The organism is Paraburkholderia sp. GAS333 (genome assembly GCF_050435665.1).
In the GTDB taxonomy this organism is placed as follows: domain Bacteria; phylum Pseudomonadota; class Gammaproteobacteria; order Burkholderiales; family Burkholderiaceae; genus Paraburkholderia; species Paraburkholderia fungorum_A.
Window position 1 is genome coordinate 152,154 of record NZ_JBNDKS010000005.1, and the last position, 20,697, is coordinate 172,850.

At 62.1% G+C, this 20,697-nt stretch carries 17 protein-coding genes; 5 read left to right on the forward strand and 12 right to left on the reverse strand.

Annotated elements, in window-relative coordinates:
* Nucleotides 1-11 precede the first annotated feature (11 nt).
* Both ABH945_RS25670 and ABH945_RS25675 read right to left on the reverse strand, forming a co-directional pair.
* Nucleotides 12-3,440 carry an efflux RND transporter permease subunit gene (locus ABH945_RS25670; protein WP_429252387.1) on the reverse strand — a complete coding sequence of 1,143 codons (3,429 nt, stop codon included), beginning with the start codon at nucleotides 3,438-3,440 and terminating at the stop codon, nucleotides 12-14.
* Between the two features lie 376 nt (nucleotides 3,441-3,816).
* Nucleotides 3,817-4,251: a VOC family protein gene (locus ABH945_RS25675; protein ID WP_074767770.1), complete on the reverse strand. Its 435-nt coding sequence runs from the start codon at nucleotides 4,249-4,251 to the stop codon at nucleotides 3,817-3,819.
* A gap of 160 nt (nucleotides 4,252-4,411) precedes the next feature.
* On the opposite strand from ABH945_RS25675, the gene ABH945_RS25680 reads away from it, so the two are divergent.
* The 3 genes from ABH945_RS25680 to ABH945_RS25690 all read left to right on the forward strand — a co-directional run bounded on the left by ABH945_RS25680 (nucleotide 4,412) and on the right by ABH945_RS25690 (nucleotide 6,503).
* On the forward strand, nucleotides 4,412-5,287 hold the full coding sequence (locus ABH945_RS25680; protein WP_429252388.1) for a LysR family transcriptional regulator: 876 nt from the start codon (nucleotides 4,412-4,414) through the stop codon (nucleotides 5,285-5,287).
* 137 nt (nucleotides 5,288-5,424) lie between these two features.
* Nucleotides 5,425-6,063, forward strand: a complete 639-nt coding sequence (locus tag ABH945_RS25685) for a LysE family translocator (RefSeq protein ID WP_429252389.1) — start codon at nucleotides 5,425-5,427, stop codon at nucleotides 6,061-6,063.
* An 86-nt stretch (nucleotides 6,064-6,149) separates the two neighbouring features.
* On the forward strand, nucleotides 6,150-6,503 hold the full coding sequence (locus ABH945_RS25690) for a hypothetical protein (protein ID WP_074767764.1): 354 nt from the start codon (nucleotides 6,150-6,152) through the stop codon (nucleotides 6,501-6,503).
* A gap of 27 nt (nucleotides 6,504-6,530) precedes the next feature.
* Here the strand turns inward: ABH945_RS25690 and ABH945_RS25695 are convergent, their stop codons facing one another.
* Nucleotides 6,531-8,243 (reverse strand): SulP family inorganic anion transporter, encoded by a 1,713-nt coding sequence (locus tag ABH945_RS25695; protein WP_429252390.1) that lies wholly within the window; start codon nucleotides 8,241-8,243, stop codon nucleotides 6,531-6,533.
* A gap of 730 nt (nucleotides 8,244-8,973) precedes the next feature.
* Here ABH945_RS25695 and ABH945_RS25700 point away from each other — a divergent pair.
* Nucleotides 8,974-9,831 (forward strand): PA4780 family RIO1-like protein kinase, encoded by an 858-nt coding sequence (locus ABH945_RS25700; RefSeq protein WP_429252391.1) that lies wholly within the window; start codon nucleotides 8,974-8,976, stop codon nucleotides 9,829-9,831.
* A 146-nt stretch (nucleotides 9,832-9,977) separates the two neighbouring features.
* Here the strand turns inward: ABH945_RS25700 and ABH945_RS25705 are convergent, their stop codons facing one another.
* The 7 genes from ABH945_RS25705 to ABH945_RS25735 form a co-directional block, all read right to left on the reverse strand.
* Nucleotides 9,978-11,030 (reverse strand): LacI family DNA-binding transcriptional regulator, encoded by a 1,053-nt coding sequence (locus ABH945_RS25705; RefSeq protein WP_074767758.1) that lies wholly within the window; start codon nucleotides 11,028-11,030, stop codon nucleotides 9,978-9,980.
* 57 nt (nucleotides 11,031-11,087) lie between these two features.
* Entirely contained in the window at nucleotides 11,088-12,266 is a 1,179-nt protein-coding gene (locus ABH945_RS25710; protein WP_429252392.1) for an ABC transporter ATP-binding protein, read from the reverse strand.
* Nucleotides 12,267-12,269: 3 nt separating this feature from the next.
* Nucleotides 12,270-13,187, reverse strand: coding sequence for a carbohydrate ABC transporter permease (locus tag ABH945_RS25715; protein ID WP_074767756.1), 918 nt, complete (start codon nucleotides 13,185-13,187; stop codon nucleotides 12,270-12,272).
* Nucleotides 13,187-14,131, reverse strand: a complete 945-nt coding sequence (locus ABH945_RS25720; RefSeq protein ID WP_429252393.1) for a carbohydrate ABC transporter permease — start codon at nucleotides 14,129-14,131, stop codon at nucleotides 13,187-13,189. The genes ABH945_RS25715 and ABH945_RS25720 overlap by 1 nt, the downstream gene beginning before the upstream one ends.
* Before the next feature lie 12 nt (nucleotides 14,132-14,143).
* Entirely contained in the window at nucleotides 14,144-15,382 is a 1,239-nt protein-coding gene (locus ABH945_RS25725; RefSeq protein ID WP_074767752.1) for an ABC transporter substrate-binding protein, read from the reverse strand.
* A 93-nt stretch (nucleotides 15,383-15,475) separates the two neighbouring features.
* The gene (locus ABH945_RS25730; protein WP_429252394.1) at nucleotides 15,476-16,888 is read right to left on the reverse strand and encodes a GH1 family beta-glucosidase; all 1,413 of its coding nucleotides are present in this window, start codon (nucleotides 16,886-16,888) and stop codon (nucleotides 15,476-15,478) included.
* 300 nt (nucleotides 16,889-17,188) lie between these two features.
* Nucleotides 17,189-18,406, reverse strand: a complete 1,218-nt coding sequence (locus tag ABH945_RS25735) for a DUF2252 domain-containing protein (RefSeq protein WP_429252395.1) — start codon at nucleotides 18,404-18,406, stop codon at nucleotides 17,189-17,191.
* An 87-nt stretch (nucleotides 18,407-18,493) separates the two neighbouring features.
* Here ABH945_RS25735 and ABH945_RS25740 point away from each other — a divergent pair, with 87 nt between their 5' ends.
* Nucleotides 18,494-18,616 carry a hypothetical protein gene (locus tag ABH945_RS25740; RefSeq protein WP_429252396.1) on the forward strand — a complete coding sequence of 41 codons (123 nt, stop codon included), beginning with the start codon at nucleotides 18,494-18,496 and terminating at the stop codon, nucleotides 18,614-18,616.
* Nucleotides 18,617-18,666: 50 nt separating this feature from the next.
* Here the strand turns inward: ABH945_RS25740 and ABH945_RS25745 are convergent, their stop codons facing one another.
* Both ABH945_RS25745 and ABH945_RS25750 read right to left on the reverse strand, forming a co-directional pair.
* Nucleotides 18,667-19,599, reverse strand: a complete 933-nt coding sequence (locus tag ABH945_RS25745) for a hypothetical protein (protein ID WP_143026322.1) — start codon at nucleotides 19,597-19,599, stop codon at nucleotides 18,667-18,669.
* Between the two features lie 380 nt (nucleotides 19,600-19,979).
* Entirely contained in the window at nucleotides 19,980-20,654 is a 675-nt protein-coding gene (locus ABH945_RS25750) for a helix-turn-helix domain-containing protein (protein WP_429252397.1), read from the reverse strand.
* Nucleotides 20,655-20,697: the final 43 nt, after the last annotated feature.

Here is a 20,697-nt window from a genome sequence, read left to right on the forward strand (position 1 = left end):
GTCATTTAACTTTACGCGGGCTGGACAGCGCCGCCGTGGTCCGGCGCGGGGTCGCTGCCCGTGCCGTCATTGCCGCGCTCGCCACCATTGCCATTGTCTTTGCTGTCGTTGCTGCCCTTGCCTTGCGTGTTTCCACTGTCATGGGCGTGGCCTTGGGCAGCCCCGGCGCGTTTGTCATCTTCATGGGCGCGGTCACCGTCGTTGCCGTGACCGCCGCCGTTGCCACCGTTATTGCCACCGCTGCCACCGTCTCCGCCGCCATCGCCGTTGCCGTTGCCGTTGCCGTTGCCGTTGCCGTTGCCATGCTTGCGGGCGAGACGTGTATGAATGCCCGCGAACACGAGCGGCACGAAGAACAGCGTGGACACCGTGGCGAACAGCAACCCGCCAATTACCGCCCGACCCAGCGGCGCGTTCTGCTCGGCGCCTTCGCCGAGACCCAGCGCCATCGGAATCATGCCGATGATCATCGCGAACGCGGTCATCAGCACCGGACGAATCCGGCTCGCGCCCGCTTCGAGAGCGGCGGTCAGCGGCGGCGAACCGGCCTGCAATCTCTGCCGCGCGAACGACACCATCAGAATACTGTTGGCGGTGGCCACACCCATCGTCATGATCGCGCCGGTCAACGCGGGCACGCTAAGGTGAGTGCCCGTCAGGAACAGCATCCACACGATGCCCGCGAGCGCCGCCGGCAACGCGCTGATGATGATCAGCGGATCGACCCACGACTGGAAATTCACCACGATCAGCAGATACACGAGCACGATTGCCATCGCCACGCCGAGACCGAGGCCGAAGAACGAACTACGCATGGTCTGCACCTGACCGCGCACGATGATCGTGCTGCCGCGCGGCAACGATGCGCGCACGTTGTTCACGAGCTTGTCCACCTGATTCGCGACGCTGCCCAGATCGCGGTTCTCGACGCTCACATAAAGATCGATCACCGGCCGGATGTTGTAGTGCGTGACCAGCGCAAACTGATTCTGCGGCGACACGCGCACCAGGTTGCCGAGCAGTTGCGTCGGCCCGTTGGCCGATGCGGACACCGGCGTGCGCAATAGCTCGTCGATCGACGAAATCTGATATTGCGGCGTTTGTACCGCCACCTGGTATTCGACGCCGTTCTTGTTGTTGAACCAGAATCCCGGCGACGTTTGCGAGCTGCCCGACAACGAAATCAGCACGTTCTGCGACACGTTGCTCGCACTCAGATTCAGTTGCTGCAAGCGCGTGCGATCCATCTGAAGATTGATGACGGGCTCATCCAGTTTCTGCTGGATGTGCGTGTCGACGGTGCCCGGAATCAGCCGCACCTGCTTGAGCAATTTACGCGCGACGTCGAAGTTGCCCGACTGATCCGCCCCGGCAATTTGCACATCCACTGCGGCTGGCAAGCCGAAATTCAGAATCTGCGTGACGATGTCGGCGGGCTGGAAGAAAAATTCGACGCCCGGAAAACGTTGCGGCAGGATCGTGCGCAACTTGTCCATGTAGATCTGCGACGGCTTGTGGTCTTCGTTCAGCGCAACCTGAATCTCGCCGTCGAGCGTGCCGATCGTGCCCGAATTGCTATACGACAGGTTGATACCGCTGTATGGCAAACCGAGGTTGTCGAGAATCGTGCCGAGTTCTTTTTCGGGTACGACTTCGCGAATCACGCCTTCAATCTGATCGGCGAGACGCGCGGTTTCCTCGATACGTGTGCCGGTCGGCGCACGGAAGTGCAGACGAATGTCGCCTGCATCGACGGTCGGGAAAAAGTCCTCGCCGAGCACGAACACGAGGCCCATCGACACGACACAGAAGCCGAGGAACAGCGCACCGAACCGGCCGCGCCGCACCAGCACACTGCTCAGCACCATGATGTAGGCCGCGCGCATGCGCTCGAAACCACGGTCGAAGCGCTGATAAAGCCGCATGAACAGATTCGGCTTCGCGCCTTCTTTCGGCTTGTGCGCGTGGCCCATGAACAGCATCGCGAGCGTCGGCACCAGCGTACGCGACAGGATGTACGACGCGATCATCGCGAACACGACGGCTTCCGCGAGCGGCACGAACAGATAGCGCGCGACGCCGGTCAGGAAGAACATCGGCACGAACACGATACAGATACACAGCGTCGACACCAGCGCCGGAACCGCGATTTCGCCCGCGCCGTCGAGAATCGCATCGTGCAGATTCGTGCCCATATGCAGATGCCGTTCGATGTTCTCGATCGTCACTGTTGCATCGTCGACGAGAATCCCGACCGCGAGCGCGAGCCCGCCGAGCGTCATGATGTTGATGGTCTGCCCCAACGCATGTAGCACGATCAGCGACGACAGAATCGACAGAGGAATCGAGATCGCGATGATGCAGGTGCTGCGCCAGTTGCCGAGGAACAGCAGGATCATCGCGGCAGTCAGCGCGGCGGCGATCAGCGCCTCGCGCACCACGCCCTGCACGGCCGCTTTTACGAACACCGACTGATCGAACAGCGCAGTGATGGTCAGGTCCGGCGGCAACGCGGCGCGCGCGCCCGGCAGCAGGCCTTTTAGCGTATCGACGATCGAAAGGGTCGACGCACTGCCGCTTTTCAGCACCGACAGCAGCACGCCGCGATGGCCGTTCTGCCGCACGACATTGGTCTGCGGCGAGAAGCCGTCGCGCACATGCGCAACTTCACGCAGATACGTGGTCGCACCGTTGAGCGTGCGCACCGGTATGTCGTTCAACCCCTCCAGCGTCGAGGGCGAGCCGTTCATGTTGACCGTGTATTCCTTCGGCCCGATCTTGGCCGTGCCGGTCGGCAGAATCAGGTTCTGCGCATTGAATGCGCTGACCACGTCGGAGGGCGTCAAGCCCTTGGCGAGCAACGCGCGCGTGTCGAGGTCGACAGAAATCAGCCGCGATTTGCCGCCGTACGGATACGGCACCGCCGCGCCCGGGATCGTCACGAGTTGCGGGCGCAGGAAGTTCAGCGCCGTGTCGTTCAGCGACTGCTCGGAAAGCTTCGGGCTCGACAGACCCAGCTGGATCACCGGAATGCTCGACGCCGAATAGCTGATCACGAGCGGCGGCGTGGCCCCTGGCGGCATCTGCTTGACCTGCGCCTGCTCGACGGCCACGGTCTGCGCGATGGCCGTCTGGATGTTCGCATTCGGCTGCAGGAAGATCTTCAGGATCGCGATCCCGGCCAGCGATTGCGATTCAATGTGCTCGATGTCGTTGACCGTGGTGGTCAGACTGCGCTCATTGACCGACGTGATACGGTTGGCCATGTCTTCGGCGGACAAGCCCGTGTACGACCAGATAATGCTGACCACCGGAATGTTGATTTCCGGAAGCACGTCGACCGGCGTGGTGAACAGCACGAATGGCGTCGCCAGCAAGATCAGAATGGCCATCACGATGAACGTGTACGGCCGTTTAAGCGCTACGTTGACGATCCACATTGAAACGCGCCTGAGAGGATGCAGATAAGGGGATGGAGAATCTGCGCTTATGCTAGATCGCTAGCACCAACACCTGCATGGCGCGAAAATGGCCGGATTGTCAGGAAGCTTTTTGTAAGTGCTTTTGTCCGCTGAAACCCGTCTTAATCCGCTGACGATTGGCGGCAAGCAAACGTTTGTTGCGCAAAGATAAGCGCGGTTGAGAGCAGGTTGCCTCGCGCGAGTCGCGCCGGAAGGCTGAAATATAGAGAAATATACTTTCAGATTGATTTGTGCAAAGCAAATCTGTTGGCGTCGGATCAAATGAAAAAAGGCTGCTCGCCCCGTCAGGGCGAACAGCCTTTTTTACGTGCTGCGGGCTTGGTGTCGAGCCGTTTTACTTCGCGAACAACGACGACATATCGGCAAACGCCTTGAATTCCAGCGCATTGCCCGACGGATCGAGAAAGAACATCGTCGCCTGCTCGCCGACTTCGCCCTTGAAGCGCACATGCGGCTCGATGATGAAGTCGATGCCGGCGCCTTGCAGCTTGTCCGCGGCGGCCTGCCATTGCTCCATCGACAACACCGCGCCGAAGTGACGAACCGGCACCGCGTCGCCGTCGACCTTGCTGGTCTGACGGTGGCCGATTTCCTCGGGCGCGAGATGCGCGACGATCTGGTGGCCGTAGAAATTGAAATCGACCCACGCTTCCGAACTGCGTCCTTCGGGACAGCCCAGCAGTTCGCCGTAAAACTCGCGGGCAGCGGCGAGGCTATGAACAGGAAACGCCAGATGGAACGGCGGCAAAACGTTGTCGGCAACGCTCATGATTGAAGAACTCGCTGAGGGGAATGGATTGGTCTGGTCGGATACAACTGCGCGAAGGTATGCGCGGCTCCACGCGTGAAGCACAGTTTATCCATGATTAAAAATGATGAAAAACGATATATATTTGACCTGACCAACACCAAATTCGATCAATCGATCCATGCTCAGCGAACTTAAAACCTTCATCGCCGTCAGCCAGTACGGCACGTTTTCCGCAGCGGGCGCGCGCATCGGGCTGACGCAATCGGCTGTGAGCGCGCAGATGCAGCGGCTCGAAGACGAACTCGGTTTAGTGCTGTTCGACCGCACCGGCCGCTCCGCCACGCTCAACGATGCCGGGCGCGACACGCTCACGCTCGCCGAAGAAATGATGACGCTGTACGCGCGGCTTTCCGAGCGCGGAGCGGTCGCGGCGGAAAGCGGCATGCTGCGGATCGGCGCGATTGCGTCGGCGCAGGTGTCGTTGCTCGCCGACGCGCTGGCCCGCTTTCGCGACGACCGGCCCGGCTGGCGGATTCGCGTCGTGCCGGGCGTGTCGCTGAGCCTGCTCGGGCAGGTGGACTCCGGCGAACTCGATCTGGCCGTCATCATCAAGCCGCCCTTTGCGCTGCCGTCCGAACTCGAATGGCGCACGCTCGCCAGCGAGCCGTTCGTGCTGGTGGTGCCGAAAAAGCTGACGCGCGCTCAGCGTCCGTGGCGTGAGTTGCTGAAGAGCGAACCGTTTATCCGCTATGACCGGACTTCGTTTGGGGGCCGGCTGGTCGAGCGATTTTTGAGGCGCTCGCGGCTGAACGTGAACGACGTGATCGAACTCGACGAATTGCAGGCGATCGTGCAACTGGTCGCGCGCGGTATCGGTGTCGCGCTGATTCCGAACACGGCTGGGATCGGCAAATGGCCCGCCAGCGTCGCGGTGCTGGAGCTTGGGGACGCGACTTTCCATCGAGAGATCGGACTGGTGCAGCGGCCGCGTCATAGCAGACAGGCGGTGACGGATGCACTCGCCGATTGCATCGGGACGGCGGCGGGATTGTGAATACGGGCGGCGTGAATCTGATTCACAGTCGAGCCGCTCGCCGGGTGTGCTGTCGCGTGAAGTGCCAACTGTATCTGTGATGCAAGCGCGACGGCGCGCAAAATCGTCTGCTCTTACATTGAACGCCGACTCCCATCATGACGCTCGCCCCCTTTCTCACCGCCGATGTCCTGATCGCCTACGGCGCTTACTTCGTCGGCACCGCGAGTCCGGGGCCGAGCAATCTGGCGATCATGTCGCTCGCGATGAGCGCGGGCCGCCGTTCCGCGTTGACGTTCGCGCTCGGCGTGGTGTCCGGCTCATTCTCGTGGGCGCTGCTCGCGTCGCTGGGATTGTCGGCGGTACTCGCGACTTACTCCGAATGCCTGATCGCCATCAAGATCGCTGGGGGGCTTTATCTGCTGTGGCTGGGGTTTAAGTCGGCACGGTCCGCGTTGAGTCCTGCGCCGTTAAACGCCAGCACCGCGCGGCCGGATGAGCCGCTCAAGCGGCTTTATCTGCGCGGTCTGCTGTTGCATCTCACCAATCCGAAAGCGGTTCTGGTGTGGCTGTCGATCGTCTCGCTCGCGATGTCCCCGGCCGGCGGCACGTCGCACACGCTGCCGGTGGTGCTCGGCTGCATGGCGATCGGCGTCGCCGTGTTCAGCAGCTACGCGGTGCTGTTCTCGACCGCGTCGGCGCGGCGCATTTACGTGGCGATCCGGCGCTGGCTCGACGGGTCGCTGGCGATCATGTTTGGAATTGCAGGCATCAAGATGCTGACATCGAAAAGCTAAGGTTTGCTTCGACGTGCAGGATTCCGGCCGCCTCGCGCGCTCTGCGATACTGTCGGCTCGATGATGGAAGCGGACCTGCAAACACGATGAATGGCGGCAATCAGTCGGACCCGGCGACGCAGCACTGGCCGTGGCGGAAAAAGTTGTACCGTGCCGGCGTGGCCGTATTGCTAGCCGGTTTTATCGCGGCGGCGATTATCTACGCGAGCGCCGCGCGGCCGGATAGCGCGGCGTCGATGTACGCCGTTGCCGACCCGCGTTACCAGATCGAACTGCAGCGGATCGGCGGCAACGCAGCGGTGTTGATGGCGCAGTTTCATCAATGGTTTGACGGCTTGTGGCACGGTACGGCGCTCGCTTATACGGTGGCCGTGCTGGGTATCGCGATCGCAGGCATCTGTTTTTTCATCGGCTATTTTTTCGCCGATGAAGAAGCGTGAAATCACGGCGAGCCAGCACGAAACCACCTACGACACGCCCTTGATCTGCGCCTCCGGCTTCTCCACGCCAGCCATCTTCAACGCCTCGTGCAGCGTGCTGAAAATGCACCGTTCTTCGACGATCGGCGTAATCCCATGCCGGTCCATATCCGAACGCAGGTAGCGGTTCACGCGCGCGAAAATCACTTCGATGCCGCCACACTTTAACGTCTCGCACAACTCGCCGACCGAGCGCGCCGCCGAATAATCGAGATCGGTGATCGCGCTTGCGTCGATCACGAACCAGCGCACCGCGCTCGGTGCCTGGTCGATCAGACGCCGCGTATCGTCGACGAAAAAGTGGTCGTTCGCGTAAAAAAGGTCCGCGCCGAAGCGATACACGATCAGGCCGGGCGCAGTCTGGATGCCCGGCACGGCGGGCACCGGCACCCAGACGCCGTCGTCGCCGGGCGCGAGAATCATCGTGTGCGGACGATAGCTGTGCCGCACGTGTCGCAGCAGCGACAGCGCCACCGCCATCAGAATGCCGTGCTCGACGCCGACCAGCACCACCGCTGCGGCGGTCACGAGAGCGAGCGTGAATTCGCCGGGACTTTCGCGGCGAATCGCGAACAGCGTCTTCACGTCGATCAGGCCGACCGCGATCGTGAACACGATGCTGGCAAGAATGCAGTGCGGCAGATATTGCAGATAGCGACTGAAAAACAGCAGCACCACGACCACCACGAGCGCGAACACGACCTGCGCGAACTGGCTGCGAGAGCCCGCACGATCGGCCATTGCAGTTTGGGTCGGACTGCCGTTCACCACGAACGCGCCCGACAAAGCCGCCGCCGCGTTGGCGGCGGCGATGCCAAGCAGGTCGGCGTTGGTATCGACAGGTTCGTGATAGCGCTCGGCGAACACGCGGCTCGCGGCGGCGCTTTGCGCGACGATCATCACGAAGCAGGAGGCCGCTACCGGCAACAGATCAAGCAACTGCTGCCAGGTCACCGACGGCATGCCGAACGGCGGCAAGCCGCCCGCCACCGGCCCCAGCACGGAGATGCCGCGCGCCGCGAAACCGTAGATATCGCTCGCGGCGATCCCGGCGACGACGGCGATCAACGGCACCGGCAGGCGCGGAAAGAAGCGCTTGCAAACCAGAATGGCGACGACCACCAGCGCGGAAATGGCAAGGGTCGGCAGATTGACATGCGCGGCCTCGCGCACCACGACGAGAAGCTGATCGATGCTGCGCGACGAATGCCCGGTCAGGCCCACCATATCGCCCAGCATCGCAATCCCGACCTGTACGCCGACGCCCGCCAGAAAGCCGACCAGTACGGTACGCGACAGAAAGTCGGCGAGAAAGCCCAGTTTGAAGATTCGCGCGATGAACAGCAGGCCGGCGGTCAGCAATGCGACCATGCCCGCCAGCGCGGCGTATTCGGCGCTCGACGCGGGCGCCATCGTGGAAAGCCGGCTGGCGAAGATGGTGGCGGTGGCGGAATCGGCGGCAACGACGAGATGCCGCGACGCGCCGAAAAAAGCAAACGCAAGCAGCGGCAGAAATGCGGTGTAAAGCCCGGTGACGGCAGGCATGCCCGCAATGCGCGCATAGCCGAGCACTTGCGGAATATCCATCGACGCAAGCTGCACGCCGGCTATTGCGTCGCGCGTCGCTGCAGCGCGGCTCAATGGAAGAATGCCCTTCAGCAGGTTGAACCGTGCCGTTATATTCGCCAGAAAATCTTGCATACGCGATGCTGCCCCAAACTAAGGTTATCGCGCATCGTGCCGCGATCGGGCACACAAAGGCAAGACTGACGATGAATCGGCCAAACATGACCGGCGGCGAAAATCGCTCCGGCGGCACGCCTGAAACCGCAATCGTCTTTCAGATCAACGCTTGAATTCGCCTGTCTGTGGATCGATACGCCGCGCAAAACCAAACAGCGCAGCGATACAAACTGGACAGACCACCAGAAATACGGACACCATCACAACCACCCCGTAACAATTTGTTACTGGCAAGTCTACGCTATTGAGATGCATCTTGAATCAGTGGAAACGACAAAGCTTTATTGCGGACAATTACAGAAATCTTTCGTAAGGGCTTCGGTTTATTCATAGGAAATGCATTTAAACAGACGTTTTGAAAGCAGGAAGCCGTCAATTGAACGAATCGCAAACCTTTGCTTCAAATTGCCGAAACCATGCCATTGCTTTTACAAACATCCTTGACCACCGGTAATAGCGCGGAATTTAGAATAGCTTCTCTATCACGCGATACGAGCGCAAGTTCCGACAGCGCGGCTATTCCCTACGCGGCTCGCACTTTCGACAGGCAAATGCGGACGAAAATGAGCGCCGCCCGGAGCCCCGCCGGTCTCCCCGTATAATCCCGCATGATCCGAATTTCCCCCCCTATGCCCGCTCGGGCGGCCGCCACCCGCCGCCACGCCGCTTACCGCTTTCCGGCGGTCGCATGAAGACGCCGAAACGCCTGCTCCCGCTGGTCGAAGAAGGTCTGATCGACGAAGTCATTTCCCAGTTGATGAGCGGTAAGGAAGCCACCGTGTACGTGGTGCGCAGCGGCGACTCGATCCGTTGCGCGAAGGTCTACAAGGACGCCAAGCAGCGCAGCTTCCGCCAGGCTGCGTCCTATCGCGAAGGCCGCAAGGTCAAGAACAGCCGCCAGCAACGCGCGATGGAAAAAGGCAGCCGCTACGGCCGCGAAGTGCAGGAACAGGCATGGCAAAACGCCGAAGTCGACGCGCTGTTCCAGCTCGCCAACGCGGGCGTGCGCGTACCGCAGCCATTCATCTGCACGGACGGCGTGCTGCTGATGGAACTCGTGACGGACGCCGACGGCAATGTGGCTCCGCGTCTGAACGACGTCGACATGAGCGAAGCACGCGCGCTGGAATTGCACGCTGCGCTGCTCAACGAAGTAGTGCGGATGCTGTGCGCCGGCATGATTCACGGCGACCTGTCCGAGTACAACATCCTGCTGGCAGCCGACGGCCCGGTGATCATCGACCTGCCGCAAGCCGTGGATGCCGCGGGCAATCTCGAAGCGCCCGCGATGCTGGAGCGCGACGTCGACAATCTGGCCGCGTATTTCGGCCGCTTTGCGCCCGCGCTGCTCGACGCGAGTTACGGCAAGGAAATCTGGGCGTTGTATGAAGCGGGCGCGCTGCACGTCGACGCGAAATTGACAGGCCGGGTCGAACAGGACACCACGCCGATCGATCTGGAATCCGTGCTCCAGGAACTCGAAGACACGCGGCTCGATGAGGAAGCCCGTTTGCGCCACGAACAGTCGCTGCGCAGCGGGACGTAGGGCAAAAGCCAAGGCGGCGCGCAAGGGTGTCCGATGCACTCTTCGCTCGCATTGCCGGTCACTTTCAGTCGCGACCGGGAATGGCAGCGACAAGAACGAATGACCGCGACCGGCCACACTGCATCGCGAGAAAAACTACCCCGCGACTACCCCGCACTACCCACGCGCGCGCCCTTCAGCGGCGCTGCCGCGACAGGCGCCGGCCCCACCGACCCGCGCATCGTCACGCTGACCGGAAACTCGCGGAAAATCTCCCACGTCGTCCGGTAGCACTGGTTGAGCAGCCAGCGCACCGCGTTCTGCGTCAACTCCGCCGTCGGGATATGCACCGACGTCAGCCCCGGCGCGGTGTAGGCCGCCGAGTAATCATCGTCGTAACCGATCACCGACATCTCTTCCGGCACCGACACCCCCGCCTGATGCAAGCGCGCGAGCGCGCTCACCGCCATCGTGTCGTTCGCGCAGAACACGCCGGTCACGCGCCGCTTCGCGTCGAGCAGCTTCTGCGCCGATTCATAGCCGCCTTCGGACGAGAAGTCCGATTCGATCAGCGTGACGTCGTCGCGCGAAATGCCTTCACGCGCCAGTTCGGCGAAGAAGCCTTCGAGCCGGAGCTGGTTGTCCGAAGCCGTGAACGGCCCCGAAATCACGCCGATTTCGCGATGTCCGTGATCGAGCAAAGTACGCGCCGCCAGTTCGCCGCCGCGCCGGTGGTCGGCGCAAAACGACGCCTCGGGCAACTGCTCGAAGCCACGGTTGAGGAACACCATCTTCGGATGCATGCGGTGCAGCATGATCAGGTCTTCGTCATGCAGATCGTGGCTGATCACCACCACGCCGTCGCAATCGCGGCCGATCAGGAAGCGCACTGCCTCGATCGCCTGCTCGCGCGGCGACACTTCTCCGCAACCGGTCGCGACCACGACATGACGGCGCACCGCACGCAGTTCGGTATCGGTCTGCTTGAGAATCGTGCCGTAATAGGAGCCGAAAAACGTCGGCACGAAAATGCCGACCATGCCGAGCGATTGCGTCGCCATTGCACGGCCAATCGACGACGGACGAAAATTCAGTTGCTCGATCGCCGCATGCACGCGCGCGGCGGCATCGGCGGAAATCGGCCCTTTGCCGGAAATGGCGCGCGACGCGGTCGACATGCCCACGCCCGCCAGTGCCGCGACATCCTTGAGTGTAGCCACGCGGTTCTCCGTCAGCCATGTTGCTTCGAATGGCGCCGCCTGCGGGCGCGACAGGCTTTACAAGCGTGCGCCGCCCGCGTCGTCGAACAGCGAGATATGCGCCGCGTCGAATGAAAACGCGACGGTGTCGCCGGTCGTGACCGGCGTCTTCGTCTGATCGATCGAGGCGACTTGCACGCCATGATAATCGAGCCAGACGACGCGGTGATTGCCCATCGGTTCCACCAGCGACACTTTCGCGCGCTCGCTCGCGCCCTCGCCAATCCGCACGTCTTCGGCACGGACTCCGAGCACACACGGCAACCCTTGCGACGGAACGGTTTTGAACGGATACGCGGACACGTCGAGCCGCCAGTGCTCCGTGCAAAAATGCAGCGCGCCGTCACGCGTTTCCAGCGTGCCCTTGAGCAGATTCATCGCGGGCGAGCCGAGGAACGTCGCGACGAACAGGTTGTCGGGCCGCGCATAGACTTCAGCGGGCGTGCCGAACTGCTGGATCACGCCGCCGCGCATCACCGCCATGCGCGTGGCGAGCGTCATCGCTTCGACCTGATCGTGCGTGACGTAGATCATCGTGGCGCCCAGGCGCTGATGCAGCTGCTTGAGTTCGCGGCGCAATTCGGTGCGCAATTTGGCGTCGAGATTCGACAGCGGTTCGTCGAACAGGAACACGTCGGCTTCGCGCACGATCGCGCGGCCAATTGCAACGCGCTGCCGTTGTCCACCCGAAAGCTGCGCCGGTTTGCGCTTGAGCAGGGGCCCGAGTTGCAGCATCTCCGACGCACGGGTAACGCGCCGCGCAATCTCCGCCTTCGGCGTGCCGTTGATCCGCAACGCAAACGACAGGTTGCGCTCGACGCTCATGGTCGGATAAAGCGCGTACGACTGGAACACCAGCGCGATGCGGCGATCTTTCGGATCGGCCCACGTCATGTCTTCACCGGCAATTTCGATCGCGCCGTCGGTCACGTCGATCAGTCCGGCAATGCTGTGCAGCAACGTGGATTTACCGCATCCCGACGGCCCGAGCAGCACGACAAATTCGCCGGCCCGCACGTCGAGATTGAGATTCTCGATCACGGTATTCGCACCGAGCCGGATCGTCAGATCGCGCACTGCCACATTGGCCGGATTCTTGAGACCCGCCGCGTCGGCGGCGCTCGCTTCGCCCGTCATATCCGCTGCATTTGCCAGCGTGTTTGTCACTGAATCTGCCAGATTAGCCACGTTTGTCATGCCCTATCCCTTGACCGCGCCGGACGCAATGCCGCGCACAAACCAGCGACCCGAAATGAAGTACACCGCGAGCGGCACCATCGACGTGAGGATGGTCGCCGCCATGTTCACGTTATAAAGACGCTCGCCGGTCGTCGTGTTGATGATGTTGTTCAGCTGCACTGTCATCGGCAGGTTTTTCGTGCCTGCGAAAACGAGGCCCAGAATGAAGTCGTTCCAGATACCCGTCACCTGCATGATCACCGCGACTACGATGATCGGCGTGGACATCGGCAACATCAATTGAAGAAAGATACGCCAGAAACCGCCGCCGTCGATCCGCGCCGCCTTGAACAGTTCCTGCGGGATCGACACGTAGTAATTGCGGAACAGCAGCGTCATCACCGGCATGCCGAAGATCGTGTGAATCACGACGATGCCTGGCAGCGAACTGAACAGATGCACGCTGGCCAGCACCCGCACCAGCGGATAAACCATCACCTGCACCGGAATGAACGCCCCCATCAGCAGCACGCCAAACAGCACGCCCGCGCCGCGCGGTTTCCAGAACGACAACGCGTAGCCGTTCACCGCGCCGATCGCGATCGACAGAATCGTGCTCGGCACGACAATGCGCACCGAGTTCCAGAAGCCGACCCGGATGCCGTTGCAATCGAGCCCCGTACACGCGGATTGCCACGCGGCGCTCCACGCGTCGAGCGTGAAATGGGCGGGGAAAGCCAGCAGATTGCCCATGCGGATCTCGCTCATCGGTTTGACCGACGTAACGAGCATCACGTAAAGCGGCAATAAAAAGAACAGTGCCGCCGTCAGCAGAAATGCGTAGATACCGAAGCGCGCCGGCGTGAATGCGGAACGGCGCTTCCTCTTATGCACTCGGCTCGGCGTGCCGCTTTTCAGCGGAGAACTGAGCGTGTTCATCAAGCCTCCTTGCGCAATGCCGCGCGGCTGCGGGCATAGAAGAACGGCGCGAGAATCGCGAGCACGGTGGCCAGCAATACGATCGAAGCCGCCGACGCCAGCCCGATATTGGCCCGCCCGAACAGATAATCCATGATGAACTTCGCGGGCACTTCACTCGCGGTGCCAGGGCCGCCTTGCGTCATCGCGACCACCGCGTCGTAGAGCTTCACCACCATCACGAACAGCAGCACGAAGGCGGTGGACATCGACGGTCCGAGCATCGGCACGACAATGCTCGCATACACGCGCCAACGCGGAATGCCGTCGATACGCGCCGCCTTCCACAACTCTTCGTCGATCCCGCGCAGCCCCGCGAGCAGCAGCGCCATTACGAGACCCGACGCCTGCCATACCGTCGCGATCACGATGGTGTAGATCACCCAGTCCTGATCGACGATCCAGTCGAAACGCGCATGCGTGAAGCCGAGCCTGTGCAATACCTCCTGCGCGCCGAGTTCCGGATTCAGAATCCATTGCCACACAAGCCCCGTTGCAACGAACGACATCGCATACGGATATAAAAATATGGTGCGCAACGCACCTTCCGCCACGACGCGCTGATCGATGAAAATCGCTAGCAGCAAACCGATCACCATGCACGCGATAATGAAACACGCGCCGTAGATCACGATGTTCTGCAGCGACAACAACCAGCGGTCGTTGTTGAAGAGCCGCACGTATTGCGCGAAGCCCACGAAGTTATCGGAAGGAAACGTGCGCGAATTGCTCATCGACACACGCGCGGTCCAGACCATCGTGCCGAGATACGCGAACACGACGGTCAGGATCATCGGCAGCAACGCCACCCATGCTGCGATGGGAAAACGCTTCTTTAGCGGCTTATTCGGCTTGTTCAGCTTTTTATCCGCTGATGATGAAGCTGGAAGCTTGAGCGCGTGCATCGTCGTCGTACCTTAGCTCTTCAATGCGCTGGCGAACGCTTTCTGCGCGTCGTCGACCGACTGGTTCTTGTTCCAGAAGTTTGTGATCACGTCGATCAGCGCACCCTGCGTATCCGGCGACAACAGCATTTCCGGATTCGGCAGCTGACGCGACTTGTCCTTCATGATCGCCATGCCCTCTTTCGCGCAGATGTCGAGGCTGCTGACGTCCACGTCGGGACGAATCGGAATCGAACCCTTCTTCGCGTTGAACGCGACTTGCGGACCCGGCGAGGTCATCACCGTGGCGAGCAGGTTCTGCGCCTTGATCGCGGTCGGATTGTCGGTCTTCGGGAACACGAACACGTCGCCGGCGACCAGGTACGGCGAGTGCGGACCGAAGCCGGGGAAGCAGCCGAAGTCTTTGCCCGCCGTCTGATTGGCCGCCGAGAATTCGCCCTTGGCCCAGTCGCCCATGATCTGCACGCCTGCCTTGCCGGAAATCACGAGCGCGGTGGCGTCGTTCCAGTTACGGCCCGGCGAACCCGGATCGACGTAATCGTGCAGACGCTTGAACGCGACCAGCACCTTCTTGAACGCATCCGACTTCACCGCGTTCTGATCGCGATCGCGATAGATCTTCAGGTACAGATCGGGGCCGCCCACGTCGGCGAATACCGCGTCGAACGTGATCTTTTCCTGCCACGGCTGGCCGCCGAGCGCGAGCGGAATCACGCCTGCGGTCTTCAGCTTGCCGAGATCGGCGAGGAACTCGTCATAGGTCTTCGGCTCGGCGGCAATGCCCGCTTTCTGGAACACCGGCTTCGAGTAGAAGAACCACGCCGGCATGTGAATGTTCACCGGCGCCGCGTAGTAATGCCCCTTCACCTTGATGCTGTCGAGAATGGACTGCGGGAAAATACCGTTCCAGTTCTCCTTGCTGGCGACGTCGTCGACATTGTTCAGCAGGCCCTGATCGATCAGGTCGTGAAACTGCTTGGACGTGTTGAACTGCGCAGCCGTGGGTGGATCGCCGCCGACGATCCGGTTGATCGCGGTGGAGCGCGCCTGATCGGCACCCGCCACCGCGTTGTCGACCCACTGTCCGCCGGCCTTGTTGTACGCATCGGCAAACTGTTTGATCGCGGCCGATTCGCCGCCCGAGGTCCACCAGTGAATCACGTTGGCCTTCAGCGGCTCCGCATGCGCGACGACGCCATACAACGCCAGTGCCGCGACGACGCCTCGCAAGACCATTTTCCTGCTGTTCATTCCGTCTCCTCCAGGTTTAGTACCTGTGTTTCAGTCGACATACAAACCAGCTCTTTTTTGCTGCTTTTTCACCGCCACTTCTGCTTCGGGCTATCAACCCCGCGCCTTACGCTCCTTCAGGAATTTCGACACCAGTTCGGCGCTGCGCTTGACCGTGCGTTTCTGCGTGTCGTAGTCGACATGCACGATGCCGAAACGCCGCTCGTAGCCGAACGCCCACTCGAAGTTATCCATCAGCGACCACAGGAAATAGCCGCGAATCTTCACGCCGGCGTTGATCGCCTGATCGACGGCGGCGAGGTGGCGCTTGAGGAACGAGATGCGCTGCGCGTCGTCCACCTTGCCGTCGATCACCTTGTCGTCCGACGCCATACCGTTTTCGGTGATGTAGATCGGCGGCAGGTTTGCATACGTCTTGTGGAAACCGGTCAGCAGATCGCGCAGACCGTCGGGATGCACTTCCCAACCCATCTGCGTGCGCTCCACGCCTTCGGGCGGCGCTTCCGTGAAACCATGCGCACCGTCGCTCTCGACATTGGTGCGGAAATAATAGTTGATGCCGAGGAAATCGAGCGGTGCGGCAATCGTCTGCATGTCGCCTTCGAGCACGAGCGGCTCGGTATGCGGCCACAGTTCGAACAGATCCTGCGGATACGCGCCCTTGAGCAGCGGATCGAGAATCCACGCGTTGTGCTGCACTTCGAACAGATGCGCGGCGCGCTGATCGGCGGCGCTGTCGCTGTTCGCGGTGCCACGGCCGACGTTCGCGACGATGCCCTTCTGCGAAGCCGGATCGTTGGCGCGCAGGATCGGCACCGCGAGACCGTGCGCGAGCAGCAGATGATGCATCGCCTGCGTCGCGTAACGGCCGTTCGCGAGACCCGGCGCGTGGTGGCCGTTGCCATAGCCGAGATACGCCGAGCACCACGGTTCGTTGAGCGTCGCCCACGAATCGACGAGGCCGGTCAGTTCGCGGCTCATCAGGTCGGCGTAATCGGCGAAACGGTAAGCGGTATCGCGATTGAGCCAGCCGCCGCGATCTTCCAGATGCTGCGGCAAGTCCCAGTGATACAGCGTGACCATCGTCGTGATGCCCTTCTCTTTCAGGCGCGTCAGCAGGCGCTTGTAGAAGTCGAGGCCTTTACGGTTCGGTGCGCCTGCCTCGTCCATCACGCGCGGCCACGCGGTGGAAAGCCGATAGCCTTCGAGACCGAGTCCCGTCAGCAATTCGACGTCCGATTCCCAGCGGTGATAGTGATCGCAGGCGAATTCGCCGGTGTCGCCGGCCAGCACCTTGCCGGGCGTCGCCGAGAAGGTGTCCCAGATCGACGGCAGGCGGCCATCCTCATGCACCGCGCCTTCGATCTGATAAGAGGCCGTGGCTGCGCCGAGCAGGAAGTTCTTTTGCCACAGCGACGAGTCGGCGGGCGGTGAAAACGGGTCGGCAAGGGAGTCGGAGGAATGGGGGGAAATTGCGTCGAGTACAGCGGATGAATCGTTTGCCACGGTTTTCTCCTGCGCTGAAGTCGTTGAACCGGCGATGGCGGAAGTCGCTGCGACCTCACCGAAAGATGAAGTGGAAGCGCTTCCACACGAACCAGCGAACGATAGCAGCGACGGATTCGCAGCAGCAATCAGGGTTTGTCTGGAGCGGCGCTGGCACGCTGCGTTGCGGTTATGCGCGGTGCATTAAGGCGTGGGTTTCGCGGCGGGCTATACTGCCGAAACTGTGGTGAATGCGGCGGTGGCGGTGGCCGTCACGGCCGCAGTCGCCTTCGCAACCGCACTCACCGTCGCCGAAAAATTTCAGCCTTTCGCCGCCGTCAAATCAAACGCGCCTTGATCGTAAGCATCGCAATACGCTTTCCAGTCGTCCGCAACCTGCGTTTCGCATTGCGTCGCGAGTTCGATCAGCGGTAATTGCCAGTCCTTGCGATTACCGAACGCAATCAACTCATCCGCGATCGACGATTTCTGCCGGCCGCCGCTGCGCAAATGCGCCCACGCGCTCAATTCCGCCATGCTGTTGACCACCGCTTCGAGACGCGGCAGCTTGCCGTCCCAGTCGCTCAGCGCGACGCGGTCTTCCGACGGCTGCAAGCTGCGCAGCACATAGGAACGCTGATTGAATTCGACGGCGTGCAAAAACGCCTGCGACACCGCCTGGTTGCGCCGCTGCACCTCGACCACGCGCTGCGCCTCGGTGTCCCACTTCGGCTGCGGCACGCGCACATGCGGCATCACCGACGAAGGCAGCGCCTCTTTCAGATCGATCAGAAAATTGCCGTCCGGCGAGCCCTTCCCTTCGACGAGGATCACATAGCGATCCACGCCGAGACTGCCAGTGCCGGCAATCCGCCGCGCCACGTCGAGAATGCGATAAAAGTCGGGATTCGGTTCGCTCGCCGCGAACCGGTTCATGAACGCGGTGACAGCCGCGCGTTGCTTGTCGGTCACCGGCAGCGCCTTCTTGCCGTCCACCTTCAGCGTGCGCGTCTTGCCCTTCAGAATCGTGCGCCGGTCCAGATGCGCGGCGCGCGTACGGCTCGCGAGCGCATCGAACAGATCGCGGACCATGCCGACCGCCGTCTCCGCTTCGATCCAGCGTGACTTGCCGAACGCAAGCGCGCCGGAGTACGAATCGACCGCCGTATGGCACAGCGCCAGCGCCTGCGCGCGGCTCAGCTTCAGATCGGCCGCGCCGACCAGCACGCTGGTCAGCAGACGCACGAGTTCATAGAGGGCGGGCGCGAGGCAGGCTTCGTCGAAATCGTTGTTATCGAAGTAAATCAGCCGGTTGTCGGCCTTGTAGCTGCCGAAATTTTCCAGATGCATATCGCCGCAGATCCATACGGGCGGCGCATCGTCGAGCACCTTGTCGCGCGGCAAATGTTCGTAGAACAGATGACAGGTGCCGCGCAAAAACACAAACGGCGAACTGCGCATGGCTTTGTATTTCATCGCCAGCCGTTCGGGGTCACGACCGGCATTGAAACCGGCGATGATCTTCGCAATGTCGTTCATAAAACGTCCGTTAAACAGGTGCTATTCAAAGATATCCGGTTGCTCACTGCGGCCGCATCGACGCGAGCCGCGCATGGAGATCAAGCCATGTGCGCGAATCTGCTGGTCGGCGCGCTAACGGCGCATGCGGCGCTGTTACCGGTCATGCCGCTGATATTGTCGCTGTCGTTCGCGTCGATCGCCGATATCAACGGTCCACGCGGCGCGTGATCCGCGTGAAGCCAGCGGAGAATGAATTGACGCCCGCGATTCGACCGCGCTCAGAAGCCGGTCATCAAATAGTAACGTCCGTCGGCGCTGACGTTGTGGCCGAAGCCGCAATGCAGCACCGAGCCATAAGTGCGCACATCGAGCGTTTCCGGCGCGGACAGCACGAACTCGATCAGACATTTGTCCTCGTGCTTATCGTACGCGGCGAGATTGCCGATCTTCGCCGTGGCGTCGACAGGCGCCGCGCTGCCGACGTCGGTCAGCGGAACCCGCGCCACGCCGCCGTAAAACCGCACATACGCCGACAGATTGCCCAGGTTCGCGCCGGGTTGCCCGGCAACGTCCACGGTCGGATAGACGAACTCGCCGTCGATCCGGTAGACCCCGCGCCGCCCTTTCACCGGCTTCACGTCGATCCGGTTCGACGCGCCGAAAAACATGTAGCGGGTGAATCGCGCGCCGTCCGGCGGCACGCCTTTCACGAGCGACTTGTGAGCGATCGCGTCCAGCCGCGCCTGGGCGGCGTCCACGGCGCGGCTGAGCAGTGCGTCGTTCGGAAAATCGCCGGCGCGGCTGATCGCGCTGCGGTAGTAAGCCCGCGCGTTCGACAACGCGCCGAGCTTCAGTTGCACGTCGCCGAGATGGACAAGCGCCATCGTCGCGCGCGCCCGCGCCGAGCTGCTGGCCTTCGGTGAGTTGTCTTCGGCGGCCTGCATGACGGTGGCCTCGGCCAGCGCGGCCTCCATCGCGACCAGCGTCTGCGCGTCGTCGATCCGTCCGGCCTCCAGCGCCGCCACGCCGAGCGCGGCGCACGACGCATTGGTACGGCACGGCACGTCGCGGGCCGCCAGCAGATTCCGCCGATACAGTTCGGCGCGCGACTCCGGCTGCTGCGTCTGGGCGGCGCCGATACCCGGCGCCAGCGCGGCGCTGGCAGCGGCCACGGCAACCACGACAGCGGCAAAAGCGGTTTTGACGTTCATGAGCACGAGAAGACGGTGACGATGAAGCGAGTTGGCGGTCCGCTTCGAAGACACGCTTGGCTGATTCCCGAGTACGGCCTGCCAGTGCTGCGCAAGCACAGGCGCTGTGCGGAGATGCTGACAGAAAATCGTCTATTGCGCGGGGTGTGGAGGTAGGTGTTAACGCGGTAAATGTGCGGCAAATGCGTCTTAAATGCGCGGTAAATGGATGCTAAATGCACGGCACATACGCAGTGCAGTTGCGGTGCATGCCGCACGCATGAGATGGCCCGTCAAATGGCTGCCGGGATAGCTAATGGAGCCCATCTCGCGCAACGCATGGGCCGAGAAGCCGCGCGAGGTGGCTCAGACGCTTGCAACGCGTCAGCTTCAGGCCAGTGTCAAACCTGGGCCGCCTCCCTCGCGCCGAATTTCTTCCGGTACGCGCCGGGACTCGTCAATGCGATCCGCCGGAAATGCCGCCGCAACGATTCCTCGGAACCGAAACCCGCGAGTTCCGCGACGCGCCCCATCGGCAGCGGCGACGGCGCTTCGAGCAACTCACGCGCGACGGCCACGCGCTCGCGCACGAGCCATTCATAAGGCGCCATGCCGGTGGCATCGTGAAACTGCCGCTGCAACGTCCGCGGACTCATCGCCGCCCGCTCGGCCAGCGAGCGCAGCGTATGCGGCTGCGCGGGATGACTGCGCACCCAGTCCATCAAGCGCGCGAGGCGGCCGCTTTCGTCCTGCGGCATCGGACGCGGCACGAACTGCGCCTGACCGCCGTCGCGATGCGGCGGCACCACCAGCCGCTGCGCGACCCGGTTCGCGACCGCGCTGCCGTGATCGCGCCGGACCAGATGCAGCAGCATGTCGAGCCCCGCCGCCGATCCCGCCGACGTGATGATCGCCCCTTCATCGACATACAGTGCATCGGGGCGCACCTGCAATTGCGGGTAGCGAGCCTGCAATTTTTCGGCGTAACGCCAGTGGGTCGTGACGGCCTTGACGCAGCCGAATTCGAAGGTGCAGAGCCGGTCGTAGGCCAGCGCGACGACGAGATGGTTTTTCATGGCGCGATGTTACCGGATCATAGTCATCGCGCCAGTCGCGCCG

What these genes read in the sequence shown, in the direction of transcription:
- ABH945_RS25680 (WP_429252388.1), top strand. Translation starts at nt 4,412, where the DNA reads ATGCTCAGCGAACTTAAAACCTTCATCGCCGTCAGCCAGTACGGCACG.
- ABH945_RS25700 (WP_429252391.1), top strand. Translation starts at nt 8,974, where the DNA reads ATGAAGACGCCGAAACGCCTGCTCCCGCTGGTCGAAGAAGGTCTGATC.
- ABH945_RS25725 (WP_074767752.1), bottom strand. Translation starts at nt 15,382, where the DNA reads ATGAACAGCAGGAAAATGGTCTTGCGAGGCGTCGTCGCGGCACTGGCG.
- ABH945_RS25710 (WP_429252392.1), bottom strand. Translation starts at nt 12,266, where the DNA reads ATGACAAACGTGGCTAATCTGGCAGATTCAGTGACAAACACGCTGGCA.
- ABH945_RS25740 (WP_429252396.1), top strand. Translation starts at nt 18,494, where the DNA reads ATGTGCGCGAATCTGCTGGTCGGCGCGCTAACGGCGCATGCGGCGCTG.
- ABH945_RS25675 (WP_074767770.1), bottom strand. Translation starts at nt 4,251, where the DNA reads ATGAGCGTTGCCGACAACGTTTTGCCGCCGTTCCATCTGGCGTTTCCT.
- ABH945_RS25745 (WP_143026322.1), bottom strand. Translation starts at nt 19,599, where the DNA reads ATGAACGTCAAAACCGCTTTTGCCGCTGTCGTGGTTGCCGTGGCCGCT.
- ABH945_RS25690 (WP_074767764.1), top strand. Translation starts at nt 6,150, where the DNA reads ATGAATGGCGGCAATCAGTCGGACCCGGCGACGCAGCACTGGCCGTGG.
- ABH945_RS25685 (WP_429252389.1), top strand. Translation starts at nt 5,425, where the DNA reads ATGACGCTCGCCCCCTTTCTCACCGCCGATGTCCTGATCGCCTACGGC.
- ABH945_RS25720 (WP_429252393.1), bottom strand. Translation starts at nt 14,131, where the DNA reads ATGCACGCGCTCAAGCTTCCAGCTTCATCATCAGCGGATAAAAAGCTG.
- ABH945_RS25750 (WP_429252397.1), bottom strand. Translation starts at nt 20,654, where the DNA reads ATGAAAAACCATCTCGTCGTCGCGCTGGCCTACGACCGGCTCTGCACC.
- ABH945_RS25715 (WP_074767756.1), bottom strand. Translation starts at nt 13,187, where the DNA reads ATGAACACGCTCAGTTCTCCGCTGAAAAGCGGCACGCCGAGCCGAGTG.
- ABH945_RS25670 (WP_429252387.1), bottom strand. Translation starts at nt 3,440, where the DNA reads ATGTGGATCGTCAACGTAGCGCTTAAACGGCCGTACACGTTCATCGTG.
- ABH945_RS25695 (WP_429252390.1), bottom strand. Translation starts at nt 8,243, where the DNA reads ATGCAAGATTTTCTGGCGAATATAACGGCACGGTTCAACCTGCTGAAG.
- ABH945_RS25735 (WP_429252395.1), bottom strand. Translation starts at nt 18,406, where the DNA reads ATGAACGACATTGCGAAGATCATCGCCGGTTTCAATGCCGGTCGTGAC.